Here is a 13,054-nt window from a genome sequence, read left to right on the forward strand (position 1 = left end):
GCGACGAACACATTGCGCGGAGGACGGGATGGGCAATCCCTACGAACAGGACCTCGATCGAAACCCGGCCAACCATCAGCCGCTGACGCCGCTGACCTATTTCGAGCGGGCGGCAAAAACCTTTCCCGACCAGATCGCCATCATCCATGGCCGCCAGCGCACGACCTATCGCGATTTCTGGAAGCGCTCGCTGAGGCTTGCCTCGGCACTGGCGAAGCGCGGTATCGGCAAGGGCGACACCGTCACCGTCATGCTGTCCAACACACCGCCGATGCTGGAGGCGCATTTCGGCGTGCCGATGACCAAGGCGGTGCTGCACTCGCTCAACACCCGCCTCGACGCCGCCGTCATTGCCTTCCAGCTCGATCACGCCGAAACCAAGGTGCTGATCGTCGACCGCGAATTCGCCGGCGTGATTCGGCAAGCGCTGACGCTGGCCAAGGTCAGGCCGCTGCTGATCGATTACGACGATCCCGACTATGCCGCCGATGCGCCCTATCCCAAGGGCGAGCGGATCGGCACGCTGGACTATGAGGCGTTTGTCGCCGGCGGCGACGAGGATTTCGCCTGGTCGATGCCGGACGACGAATGGGATGCCATTTCGCTCAACTACACCTCCGGCACGACAGGCAATCCGAAGGGCGTCGTCTGCCACCATCGGGGCGCGGCATTGATGGCCTATGCCAACACCATCCATGCCGGCATGGGCAAGCACCCGGTCTATCTGTGGACATTGCCGATGTTCCACTGCAACGGCTGGTGCTTTCCCTGGACGCTTGCCGTGCAGGGCGGCACGCATGTCTGCCTGCGCTGGGTGCGGCCGAAGCCGATCTACGACGCCATCGCCGATCACGGCGTCACCCATCTGTGCGGTGCACCCATCGTCATGTCGGTGCTGATCAACGCCAGGGACGAGGACAAGCGGCAGTTCCCGCAGACCGTCACCTTCAACACCGCCGCGGCGCCGCCGCCCGAGGCGGTGCTGTCGGGCATGGCCGATGCGGGCTTTGCCGTCACCCATCTCTACGGCCTGACCGAAACCTATGGCCCGGCCGTCGTCAACGAATGGCATGGCGAGTGGGACCGGCTGGAGAAAGGGGCGAGGGCGGCGAAGAAGGCCAGGCAAGGCGTACGCTATGCCGCGCTCGAAGGCCTGACGGTGATGGACCCGCAGACGATGCAAGAGACGCCGGCCGACGGCGAGACCATCGGCGAGGTGATGTTCCGCGGCAACATCGTCATGAAAGGCTATCTCAAGAACCGCAAGGCGAGCGACGAGGCCTTTGCCGGCGGCTGGTTCCATTCGGGCGACCTCGGCGTCATCCATCCGGACGGCTACATCCAGCTCAAGGACCGTTCCAAGGACATCATCATCTCCGGCGGCGAAAACATCTCCTCGATCGAGGTCGAGGAGGCGCTGTACAAGCATCCCGCCGTCGCTTCTTGCGGCGTTGTCGCCCGATCCGACGACAAATGGGGCGAGGTGCCGGTCGCCTATGTCGAGCTGAAGCCGGGCAAGGCGGCGACCGAGGCGGAGGTAATCGAGCACTGCCGCGCGCTGCTCGCCCGCTTCAAGGTGCCGAAAGCGGTGATCTTCGCGGAAATCCCGAAGACTTCGACGGGCAAGATCCAGAAGTTCCGGCTGCGGGAGATGGCAAAGCAGCCTTAGGGCCTGATCCGAAAACGGAACCGATTTCGGAAAGCATCTTTTCAAGATCCTTCGCAAAAAAACACGGGGCGGCGTTGCAGGCTCGCCCGGCGGAAACCACATGCGTTTCATGGGCCAACTCCGTCCAGGGATGTCACCATCTGTCATCAGCAGCCAAAATCGTGCCTTGACAGGTGATGGTTTTCAATTTACGAGTGACGAAATTCTAAATTCGTCAGTCGTAAATTGGCCAACGAGATGCTTGAAACCCTAGACACCACCGCCGATTCCGCCCGCCAGGAAAATGTCACGCGCATCCTGGATTGCGCGGAGCGATTGTTTCGCCACTACGGCTACGGCAAGACCAACGTCGCCGACATAGCGCGCGAACTCGGCATGTCGACCGCCAACATCTACCGCTTCTTCGCCTCCAAGGTGGAAATCCACCAGGCGGTTTGCGGCCGTATGCTCGAGACCTGCTACCGGTTGACCTACGAAGCCTGCCATGGCCCCGGCACCGCCAGCGAAAAGCTCCGCCGCTACGTGCATACGCACTACCAGTGGACGCTCGAGACCATGATCGACCAGGAGAAGGTGCACGAGATGGTCATCGTCGCCATCGAGCGCGACTGGCACGTCATCGAAAAGCACATCGACAGCATCCATGAACTGGTCGCGGAAGTGATCCGCGAGGGAATCGCTACCGGCGAGTTCGTCGATCAGGATCCGGTGATCGCTTCCCGGTGCTTCGGCGCTGCCATTATCAGCCTCTGTCATCCGCAGATGATGGCCCAGTGCCTCGCCAAGAAGAACCGGGCGACGCCGGACGAGCTTACCGAGTTTGCCATCAGAGCCTTGAAGAAATGACCGTTGCCGCCCGTCGGGCGGCGATACCGGCAATTCATCCCCACAGTTCGGGAGTACGAAAAGTGTCTTTGTCCAAGTCCATCACCTACAGGCGACCGGCCGCCGGCCTAGCATTGATTATGGTTGTCGCTCTCGGCCTCGCCGGCTGCTCGCAGGAGAAAGCCGAGGTCACCGAGATCATCCGCCCGGTCAAGGTGGTCGAGATCGCTAAGGCGAGCGATACCCGTCAGCTTTCCTATTCCGGATCGGTGCGTGCCCGCACCGAGATGAATCTCGGTTTTCGCATCAACGGCAAGATCACCGAGCGCCTTGTCGACATCGGTGACCGCGTCAAGCCGGGCGACGTTCTCGCCCGCATCGATCCCACCGACTACGAGCTTTCGGTGAGAAGCGCTCAGGCCAGCCTCGATGCTGCCGACCGTCAGGTCGAGACAGTCGAGCTTACGCGCAAGCGGGCCGAACAGCTCTACGCCAAGAATTTCGCGCCGAAGTCGCAGCTCGAGCAGGCGACGCTCGCCTATAATCAGGCTGTCGCCACGCGAGACTCCGCCCGCTCGCAGCTTGCCCAGGCACAGAACCAGGTCCGCTATACCGATCTCAAGGCGGACAAGAACGGCATCGTCACTGCCGTTGCCGCCGATGTCGGCCAGGTGGTCGGCTCCGGCACGCCGGTGGTGACCGTTGCCGTCGACGGCGAGAAGGAAGTCCTGATCGCTGTTCCGGAAACCGATATCGCCGAATTCAAGCCGGGCAAGACCGTCAAGGCTGGCTTCTGGTCCGATGAGGCGCTGACGCTCGACGGCAAGGTCCGCGAAGTCGCCGGCAGCGCCGATCCGCAGTCGCGCACCTTTGCCGTTCGCGTCAGCCTGCCCAACGATTCTCGCGTGCTGCTAGGCATGACCGCCTCCATCGAAGCCGCGGCGGACAACCGGCAGCAACTGGTGTCGATCCCGCTGGCCGCGTTGGCGCAAAAGGACAGCCAATCGATCGTCTGGACAGTCGACCGCAACGGCGGGACCGTCCATGCGCATCCGGTCAAGGTCGCCGCCTTCACCCCCGACGGCGTCAGTGTCGCCGATGGGCTGAAGCCGGGTGACGTCGTCGTCGCCGCCGGCACGCAGTTCATGACCGAGAATCTGAAAGTCAAGCTGACCGGTGATGCGGCGCAACAGTCGGCGTCGGCCGATGACGCTGCAAGGCGCTTGCGCTGACGGCCAGGCAATTCACGGTTTCCGGGCGGCAGGCGCCCCCGATTTTCGAGATCTCAGGTCGATGTAACCCCCACGTCGATCCTCGCGTCCCACCGCGATGTAGATCTCTCAACTCGGAAAGCCACGCCGCCCGGAAGCCCACATCGGAAGTTCCTTGGGCATGCGAAAGCGCGTGCTCTGTTGATCAAATTGAAACGGACTGACGCCGATGACCATCGACACCAATGAAAAGCGGTCTTTCAATCTTTCGCGCTGGGCAATCGGCCATCCGAGCATTGCCCGCTTCCTGTTCGGGCTGATCATCGTGGCCGGTGCGCTCGGCCTGATGCGCATGGGCCAAAAGGAAGACCCCGATTTCACCTTCCGCGTCATGGTCGTCCAGGCGATCTGGCCAGGCTCCTCGATCAAGGAGATGGAGGACCAGGTCGTCAACAAGATCGAGCGCAAGCTGCAGGAAACGCCGCACCTCGATTTCGTCCGCTCCTACACCCGCGCCGGCAGCGCCATCATCACCTTGCAGGTCAAGGGCGACACCAATCCGGCGCAGGTCGCCGATGCTTTCTATCAGGTGCGCAAGAAGGTCGGCGATATCGCCAATGAGCTGCCGCAGGGGCTGCTTGGGCCTTACTTCAATGACGAATTCGGTGACACGTTCATCACCCTGCATTCGATCAGCGGCGACGGCTACAGCTATCCCGAGCTGAAGAAATTCGCCATCCAGGCGCGTGACATGCTGCTGACGACGCCCGGTGTCGAGAAGGCCGTGATCATCGGCGACCAGCCGGAAAAACTCTACATCGACGTTTCATCCAAGGCGCTTGCCGAACGTGGCCTGACGTTGACCGACCTGCAGAATGCGATCCGAGGCCAGAACAATGTCGACCCGGCAGGTTCGGTCGACACCGGCCAGCGTTCGGTGCGCATTTCGGTCGAGGGCGATGTCACCAGGGCGGCCGACATCCGCGAGCTTCGCCTGCGCGCCGGCAACCAGGTGACGCGCCTCGGCGACATCGCCACCGTGACCTCGGGCCTCGAGGATCCGTACCAGCGCAAGTACCGTTTCAACGGACACGACAGCGTCCAGCTCGGCGTCGTCATGGCCAAGGGCTTCAACGTCACCGACGTCGGCAAGGACGTCGAAGCGACCTACAAGCGCTTCGAAGAGGCGCTGCCCTATGGCGTTTCGGTCGATCAGATTTCCGACCAGCCGCATGTCGTGAAGGAGGCGGTGAGCGAGTTCATGGAAGCGCTCGGCGAAGCGCTGCTGATCGTGCTTTTTGTATCGTTCCTGTCGATCGGCTGGCGCTCGGGCCTGGTGATCGCGATCGTCATTCCGCTGGTCCTGGCCGCCACCTTCGCCATCATGTACGAGCTCGGCATCGACCTGCAGCGCATTTCGCTCGGCGCGCTGATCATCGCTCTTGGGCTCTTGGTCGACGACGCGATGATCGTCGTCGAAATGATGGAGCGAAAACTAGAGGAAGGCTTGGTCAAGGTCGAGGCGGCGAGCTTCGCCTACTCCTCGACCGCTTTCCCGATGCTGACCGGCACGCTGATCACGACGGCCGGCTTCATTCCCGTCGGGTTCGCTGCCTCGACCGCCGGCGAATATGTGCGCACCCTTTTTTACGTCGTCGGCATCGCGCTGATCGTGTCCTGGTTCGCGGCGGTCTATTTCACGCCATGGCTCGGCCACATGATCCTGAAGCAGCGCAAGCACGCCGGCAACCATCACGATGTCTTCGACACGCGCTTCTACCGCCGTCTTCGCTCGACCGTTGCATGGGCGGTGCGCCACCGCATCATCGTCCTGGTGATGACGCTGATGACGTTTGCCACCAGCCTGTGGGCGTTCCAGTTCATCCCGCAGAATTTCTTCCCGCAATCGTCGCGCCCGGAAATCCTTGTCGACCTCTGGTTGCCGGAAGGCACCAGCATCAAGGAAGTCGAGACCCAGGCCAAGGCGCTCGAAGCCAGGATGATGGACGACAAGGACAAGCGCTTCATCGCCACCTATATCGGCGAAGGCGCGCCGCGCTTCTTCCTGCCGCTCGACCAGCAGCTTCGCAACCCGAACTTCGCCCAGCTTCTGGTGATGGCCAATGACGAACCAGCCCGCGAGCGGCTGATCGTCAAGCTGCGCACCATCCTGGCCGAGGATTTCCCATCGATCCGCGCCAAGGTCGATCGCCTGTTCCTTGGTCCGCCGACCGGCTGGCCGGTGCAGATGCGCGTCATGGGTCCGGATCGCCAGGAGGTGCGCCGCATCGCCGACGAGGTGAAGGCGAAGTTCCAGGCAAATCCGCTGCTCGGCGCCATCCACGACGACTGGCTGGAGCCGGTGCCGGCGATGAAGCTGGTGATCGACCAGGATCGCGCCCGTGCGCTCGGCGTCACCTCGCAGCGCATCCGCCAGATACTGCAGGCGACCATGTCGGGAGCGCCGCTCGATGACTTCCGCGACGGCGAGGAGACGGTTTCGATCGTCGCCCGTGAGCCGGAGGCAAGCCGTCACCTGCTGTCGGCGGTCGACTCCGTCTACATCCCGACCGATTTCGGTGGCTCCGTGCCGCTGTCGCAGGTCGCCAAGATCGTCCCGGTGCTGGAGCAAGGCGTCGAATGGCGGCGCGACCGCTTGCCGACCATCAGCGTGCGCGCCACGCTGCCGGACGGCGTGCAGCCGAACGATGTCGCCATGAAAATGTACAGCGAGATGCAGGGCCTGCGCGCCAGCCTCGCACCCGGCTACAAGATCGAGATCCAGGGCGGCGCCGAGGATGCGGCCGAAAGCCAGGCCTCGATTGCGGCGAAAGCGCCGATCATGCTGGCCGTCATCGTCGTGCTGCTGATGATCCAGCTGCAGCATTTCGGCAAGGCCATGCTGGTGCTGGCCACCGGTCCGCTCGGCATCATCGGCGCGGCCGCGGCACTTTTGATCAGCGGCGCGCCGTTCGGCTTCGTCGCCATCCTCGGCGTCATCGCCCTGCTCGGCATCATCATGCGCAACTCGATCATCCTGGTCGACCAGATCGACCAGGACATCGCCGCCGGCGTGGAGCGCTCCGAGGCCATCATCGGCTCGGCGGTGCGCCGGTTCCGGCCGATCGTGCTGACGGCGCTGACGGCGGTGCTGGCGCTGATCCCGATCTCGCGCGGCGTCTTCTGGGGGCCGCTCGCCTACGCCATGATGGGCGGCATTCTCGTCGCCACGGTGCTGACCATCCTTGTCCTGCCGGCAGCCTATGCGCTGTTCTTCGGCAGGGAGCCCAAGAAGGTGGTGGCAACGGAAGAGGCGGCCAAGGTGGCAGAAGAAAGCGAAAGGCCGCAACTGGCCCTGGCGGCCGAATAGAGCTGTTGGCAAATGTGACCTCCGGCGGTTTAATCCGCCCACCAGGCGTAGGCGCCGGAGGAGGACCGTCATGACCATGGCTCAGACAAAGGCACCGCTGCGGCTGCCGATCGACGGGCGCCATCGCCAGATGTTCATCGGCGGCGGCTGGGTCGATGCCCGCTCCGGCCGGACCACGGAGAGCCGCAATCCCGCCACCGGCGCGGTCATCGCCACGGTGCCGCGCGCCGACCGGCAGGACATCGACTCGGCGGTGACTGCTGCGCGCAAGGCGTTCGAGGGCCCGTGGAGCCGGTTCAAGCCTTATGAGCGGCAGGTGCTGCTGCTGAGGATCGCCGACCTCTTCGAAAAGCACTGGGAAGAGATCAGCCGCTCCGACACCACCGACATGGGCATGCCGATCATACGCACCCGCGCCAATCGCAACCGCGTCATCGGCATGCTGCGCTACTATGCCGGCATGGCGACGGCGCTGCACGGCGAGACGATCGACAACTCGCTGCCCGGCGAAATCGTCTCTTTCACCCGCAAGGAGCCGGTCGGCGTCGTCGGCGCCATCATTCCCTGGAACGCGCCAACGGCGGCGTCGATCTGGAAGATCGGGCCGGCGCTGGCGACCGGCTGCACCATCGTGCTGAAGCCGTCGGAAGAGGCGCCGCTGACGCCACTTTTGATCGCCGACATCATGAACGAGGCCGGCGTGCCGGCCGGCGTCGTCAACATCGTCACCGGCACCGGCACCGAGGCAGGTGCCGCACTCGCCGAGCATATGGGCATCGACAAGATCGTCTTCACCGGCTCGACGGCAACCGGCCAGTCGATCGTGCGGGCCTCGGCCGGCAACCTCAAGCGCGTCTCCCTGGAGCTCGGCGGCAAGTCGCCGGTCATCGTCTGCGCCGATGCCGATCTCGACAAGGCGGTGCCGGTGGCGGCGATGTCGGTGTTCGCCAATTCCGGCCAGATCTGCATCGCCGGTTCGCGCCTTTTCGTCGAACGCGCCGTCCATGACGAGTTCGTCGAGCGGCTCGCGGCATACGCCAAGGGTCTCAGGGTCGGCGACGGCATCGACCCGGCGACCGAGATCGGTCCGCTCGTCTCCGAAAAGCAGCTGCAACGGGTCACCGGTTACCTCGAGGCCGGCACCGCGGAAGGGGCGAAACTCGTCACCGGAGGCACCCGGCTTGTGGAAGGCGCGCTTGCCGCCGGCAATTTCGTCGCGCCGACCGTCTTTGCCGGCGTCTCGGACAACATGAAGATCGCCCGTGAGGAGATATTCGGGCCGGTGATTTCAGCCTTGCCGTTCGATACGCTGGACGAGGCGGTCGAGCGGGCCAACACCACGCCTTACGGCCTGGCTGCAGGGGTCTTCACCCAAAATCTCGCCACCGCCCACCAGCTGTCGCGCAAGATCCGCGCCGGCTCGGTCTGGGTCAATACCTATCACGCCATCGATCCGGCCGTGCCCTTCGGCGGCTACAAGATGAGCGGCTACGGCCGCGAGGGCGGCGCCGAGCACCTCGCTGAGTATCTCAACACCAAGGGCGTGTTCATCAAGATCGATTGATCGGTCCGCCGCCCGCACAAAAAATGCTCCCCGACGCCGGTTTTGCAAAACAGAATTCCTTCCCATGGCCGCAAAGCCATCCCATGCTCGAGCAATTGGAGCGTTACGCTCGTCGTCATCGGTGCGTTTTTCCATGGCAGAAAATCGACAATTGCGGCTTGGCGCTTTCATGCGGCCCGTCAGCCTTCATACCGGCGCCTGGCGCTACCCGGGCGCCTATCCCGACGCCAACTTCAATTTCGCGCATCTCAAGCACTTCGCGCAAAGGCTGGAAGCGGCGAAGTTCGACGCCTTCTTCATGGCCGACCACCTGGCCGTGCTCAACATGCCGATCGAGGCGCTGCGGCGCAGCCACACGGTCACGTCCTTCGAGCCGTTCACGCTGTTGTCGGCGCTTGCCGCCGTCACCGATCGTATCGGGCTGATCGCAACCGCCTCGACGACGTTCGACGCGCCGTACCACATCGCCCGTCGTTTCGCCTCTCTCGACCATATCAGCGGCGGGCGCGCCGGCTGGAATATCGTCACCACATCCAATCCCGACGCCGCGCTGAATTTCGGCCTCGACGAGCATGTCGAGCACAACGAGCGCTATCGCCGGGCGCGGGAGTTTTATGATGTCGTCACCGGCCTGTGGGACAGTTTTGCCGACGATGCCTTCATCCGCGACGCCGAAAGCGGGCTCTATTTCGATCCGGCGAAGCTGCATGTGCTCGACCACAAGGGCGAATATCTTTCGGTGCGGGGACCGCTCAATATCGCGCGGCCGGTGCAGGGCTGGCCGGTCATCGTGCAGGCCGGCGCGTCGGAGGCCGGACGGCAGCTCGCCGCGGAAACGGCCGAGGTGATCTTCGCCGCCCATGCCGATCTCGCCTCGGGGCAGCGCTTCTTTGCCGACGTCAAGGAACGTGCGCAAAAACTTGGCCGGTCGCGCGACGACATCAAGATCCTGCCCGGCGCCTTCGTCATTGTCGGCGAGACTGTCGAGGAGGCGCAGACGAAGCGGGCCAAGCTCGACAGCCTCGTCTACTACGAGAGCGGCGTCGCCTCGCTGTCGATCGCGCTCGGCCACGACGCGTCGCGGTTCGATCCGGATTCAGTCTTGCCCGAAATCCCGGAAAGCAACGCCAGCAAGAGCGGCCGCGAGCGCGTCATCGAACTGGCGCGCAAGGAAAACCTGACCGTCAGGCAGCTTGCGCAGCGGCTGGGCGGCTATTCCGGTCTTGCCTTCGTCGGCACTTCGAAAACCATCGCCGACGAGATGGAGGAATGGCTAGTCACCGAAGGCTCGGACGGGTTCAACGTCATGTTCCCCTATCTTCCCGCCGGATTGGATGATTTCGTCGAGAAAATCGTGCCCGAATTGCAGCGGCGCGGCATTTTCAGGAGCGAATACGAAGGATCGACCCTGCGCGAAAATCTTGGCCTGAAGCGGCCGCCAAACCGGTTCTTCCAACCTGAGACGGCAGCGATCCGCAAAGCTGGTTAGAACCGGTAATGATTTTAGACCGTGGCAAGCATCCGTTCTTTTCGTTCGGTCCGAATGTCCATAGGGTCATGAGCAGCGGACTGGCAGCCCGAAATCGTCGCGAGGGCTTTGCATCATGACCAATCCGGCCGTTGTCGGTTTCTCAGGCAATTTCACCCGGCCGTCCAAGACGCGCGGCTTCGTCGATCGTATCGTGAACGAGGTAGCCGGCAGATATGGCCTGGCCGCCAGCACGCATGACGTCGTCGACCTCGGCCCCAGCCTCGGTGGCGCCAGATGGGCGCGTGAACTGGATGCGCAAGCGGGCGATATCCTCAAGTGCGTCGTCGCGGCGGACGTGCTCGTCGTTGGCTCGCCCACCTACAAGGGCAGCTACACCGGCCTGTTCAAGCACTTCTTCGATCTTGTCGACCCAACGGCGCTCAGGGGCAAGCCGGTGGTGCTGCTGGCGACCGGCGGCGGCGACCGGCATGCGCTGATCATCGAGCACCAGCTGAGGCCGCTGTTCGGCTTCTTCGAGGCCTTTACGCTGCCGACCGCGATCTACGCTTCGGACAGGGATTTCATCGACGGCGTGCTTGCGTCCGAGACGATCCAGGCGCGCGTCGGACAGGTGCTCGAGGATATCGGTGCAGCGCTTGGCGGTCGCTCCCGCGCAGGCACCGCTGCCGAATAGCCCCTAAAAAGAAAAACCCGCCTCGGCGGCGGGTCTCGGGGCGAATCAGCACCATATCGAGATTAGTAGCATAGCTGCCGGCACAAAGCAAGAACAAAATGCAGGGATCGAGCGCGCCTTGCGCGCCCGATCCCTCAAGGCAAGCCGTCAGATGACGAACAGCCAGTTGGCGAGCAGCATCACCACGACGCCGGCGACCAGCGTCAGATAGGGCAGCATCCCCGCCTTTTTCACCGCAAGGTCGGACGAGCTCATGCCGAGATCGGCCAGCATGTGGTCGGGGAATTTGCCCTTGTCCTGGATGTAGTGCCGGAAGCAGAACACCGGGATGATCAAGGCTGCCGTGATCAGCCCGGCCCACAATGCCATCGGGTTCCACACCTTGGCGCCGGCGCCCATGAAGACCGCGTTGACATAGGCAAAGATGGCGCCGAGGCCGAGTACCCAGCTCGGCGCCTTCCATGGCCGCGCGATGTGGCCATTGTCGATGCGGTGGATCCAGCCGGCATTGAGATTAAGGAAGTTGAAGATGATGTAGCCGCAATTCGACACCGCCAGGATGAAGAAGAAGCTCGTTGCGTCGGCCGAGGCGATGGCCAGCACGATCAGGTTGAAGATCAGGTCGGTCCACATCGCCCGCGTCGGGGCGCCGTGCTCGTTGACATGGCTGAGATAGCGCGGCAGCCAGCCGTCGACCGAACCTTGATAGAGCGTGCGCGAGGAGCCGGCCATCGCCGTCATGATGCAGAGCACCAGCGCCAGGATCATCAGCATCACCAGCAGGCTGTGGATCAGCTGTCCGCCGCCGACCATGCCGGCCAGCGCATCGGCAACGCCGGAGCCGTCGACGATCGGCGTCGCCAGCATGCCGTTCAAGCCGAGCACGCCCTGGAAGGTGAACGGCACCAGGATGAACAGCAGCATGCACAACAGGCCGGAGTAGAAGATCGCCTTGAAGGTATCGGTGCCCGGGTTTTTGAACTCGGAGGTGTAGCAGACCGCGGTCTCGAAGCCGTAGGTCGACCATGCCGCGATGAACATGCCGCCGAGCACCAGCGTCCAGCCGGCGATGTTCCACGCGCCGGCCTCCGGCGCATAGGCGGCGGCGAGCGGCACCAGCGGCGAAAAATTTGCCCAGTTGATCTGGCCGGTGACGATCGGCACCACGCCGACGATGAGCATCGGGATGATCACCAGCAGGCCGATATATTTCTGCACGTTGGCCGTGCCCAGGATGCCGCGATGCTGGATCGAGAAGATGATCAGCATCAGCACCGCGCCGATGAAGAAGGTGGCGTTGAAGGTGAAGGAAACCGGGCCAAGCGTGTGACCGTAGAGCGTCCAGTTACGGATCGCCGGCGTCGCCGCCGCGGTGACCGCGGTGATGGCGTCAGCGGCGCTGGTTCCGGCATGGGCCGCAATATAGGCGGCGACTTCCGGCGAAGTGTCGGTGAACAGCGGCACCGGCGCCAGTGCGTTGAGGATATAGGCGGCGGCGATCGAGCAGCCGAGCGACAGAACCGGCGACCAGGCGAACCAGTTGCACCACACCGAAAGCGGCGCGATGAATTTCGAATAGCGCAGCCATGCGGTGGCGCCGTAGACCGAGGCGCCGCCGGATTTATTCGGGAACAGCCCGGCGATCTCCGCATAGGTGAAGGACTGCAGGAAGCCCATGACCATGGATACGGCCCAGATCAGGAAGGCCAGTGTTCCGGTGGTGCCGGCGATGCCGCCGATCGAAAACAGGACAAGGGCCGGAACGCCGCTTGCCACCCAGAAGGCGCCGCGCCAATCGATGTTCCGGTGCAGCTGCCCTTCGGCAGGCGGCACCAAGGTGGTGACTATCGTGCTCATTTACGTGGATTCCCCATTTTTGATGTTCTCCATCGGCAACAGCCGCAATCTCGCGAGGCGTCATCGACGCTCACGTTGAACGGCCCCAGGCGTTTTCCGCTCAGTAGTATTTTTTTCTTAGCAGTGAAGATTGACCCAACGCGCTTTCACGTCAAGCGCTTTGTGACGCTGTGCACATTGCGCTTGTGAAACAGTCGAGCTTCGCTGGCGCTGCCCAAGGGTGCGGTCTGTCCTTCTCCCCTTGTGGGAGAAGGTGGCCGAGCGAAGCTCGGTCGGATGAGGGGTGTTCCAGCTTGGCAAAACCGCACTTCGTCCAGCACCCCTCAACCGTCTTGGCGCTGCGCGCCAATCCACCTTCTCCCACAAGGGGAGAAGGGAAGAACCAGGAAGCGT

8 protein-coding genes are annotated in these 13,054 nt (G+C 63.3%); 7 read left to right on the forward strand and 1 reads right to left on the reverse strand.

The genetic code is table 11. The features are described from left to right. Positions 1-28: 28 nt before the first annotated feature. The 7 genes from NKK47_RS06030 (at position 29) to msuE (ending at position 10,804) form a co-directional block, all read left to right on the forward strand. The gene (locus tag NKK47_RS06030; protein ID WP_352575604.1) at positions 29-1,669 is read left to right on the forward strand and encodes an acyl-CoA synthetase; all 1,641 of its coding nucleotides are present in this window, start codon (positions 29-31) and stop codon (positions 1,667-1,669) included. A 237-nt stretch (positions 1,670-1,906) separates the two neighbouring features. Continuing rightward, complete coding sequence (locus tag NKK47_RS06035) at positions 1,907-2,515, forward strand: TetR/AcrR family transcriptional regulator (protein WP_023675998.1); 609 nt, start codon at positions 1,907-1,909, stop codon at positions 2,513-2,515. A 62-nt stretch (positions 2,516-2,577) separates the two neighbouring features. Then, positions 2,578-3,726 (forward strand): efflux RND transporter periplasmic adaptor subunit, encoded by a 1,149-nt coding sequence (locus NKK47_RS06040; RefSeq protein ID WP_352575606.1) that lies wholly within the window; start codon positions 2,578-2,580, stop codon positions 3,724-3,726. A 208-nt stretch (positions 3,727-3,934) separates the two neighbouring features. Further along, positions 3,935-7,075: an efflux RND transporter permease subunit gene (locus tag NKK47_RS06045; RefSeq protein ID WP_023675996.1), complete on the forward strand. Its 3,141-nt coding sequence runs from the start codon at positions 3,935-3,937 to the stop codon at positions 7,073-7,075. A 70-nt stretch (positions 7,076-7,145) separates the two neighbouring features. Beyond that, positions 7,146-8,639 (forward strand): aldehyde dehydrogenase family protein, encoded by a 1,494-nt coding sequence (locus NKK47_RS06050; RefSeq protein ID WP_352575608.1) that lies wholly within the window; start codon positions 7,146-7,148, stop codon positions 8,637-8,639. A gap of 133 nt (positions 8,640-8,772) precedes the next feature. Continuing rightward, on the forward strand, positions 8,773-10,128 hold the full coding sequence (locus NKK47_RS06055; RefSeq protein ID WP_023675994.1) for an LLM class flavin-dependent oxidoreductase: 1,356 nt from the start codon (positions 8,773-8,775) through the stop codon (positions 10,126-10,128). 115 nt (positions 10,129-10,243) lie between these two features. Next, positions 10,244-10,804: an FMN reductase gene (msuE, locus tag NKK47_RS06060; protein ID WP_023675993.1), complete on the forward strand. Its 561-nt coding sequence runs from the start codon at positions 10,244-10,246 to the stop codon at positions 10,802-10,804. Between the two features lie 147 nt (positions 10,805-10,951). Here the strand turns inward: msuE and NKK47_RS06065 are convergent, their stop codons facing one another. Next, positions 10,952-12,661 carry a trimethylamine N-oxide permease gene (locus tag NKK47_RS06065; protein WP_023675992.1) on the reverse strand — a complete coding sequence of 570 codons (1,710 nt, stop codon included), beginning with the start codon at positions 12,659-12,661 and terminating at the stop codon, positions 10,952-10,954. Between the last annotated feature and the right edge of the window lie 393 nt (positions 12,662-13,054).

The sequence above is a fragment of the Mesorhizobium sp. M0019 genome (genome assembly GCF_040323975.1).
GTDB lineage: Bacteria > Pseudomonadota > Alphaproteobacteria > Rhizobiales > Rhizobiaceae > Mesorhizobium.

Coding starts and splice junctions, on each gene's coding strand:
- NKK47_RS06030 (WP_352575604.1), top strand. CDS start 29: ATGGGCAATCCCTACGAACAGGACCTCGATCGAAACCCGGCCAACCAT.
- NKK47_RS06065 (WP_023675992.1), bottom strand. CDS start 12,661: ATGAGCACGATAGTCACCACCTTGGTGCCGCCTGCCGAAGGGCAGCTG.
- NKK47_RS06045 (WP_023675996.1), top strand. CDS start 3,935: ATGACCATCGACACCAATGAAAAGCGGTCTTTCAATCTTTCGCGCTGG.
- NKK47_RS06050 (WP_352575608.1), top strand. CDS start 7,146: ATGACCATGGCTCAGACAAAGGCACCGCTGCGGCTGCCGATCGACGGG.
- msuE (WP_023675993.1), top strand. CDS start 10,244: ATGACCAATCCGGCCGTTGTCGGTTTCTCAGGCAATTTCACCCGGCCG.
- NKK47_RS06055 (WP_023675994.1), top strand. CDS start 8,773: ATGGCAGAAAATCGACAATTGCGGCTTGGCGCTTTCATGCGGCCCGTC.
- NKK47_RS06035 (WP_023675998.1), top strand. CDS start 1,907: ATGCTTGAAACCCTAGACACCACCGCCGATTCCGCCCGCCAGGAAAAT.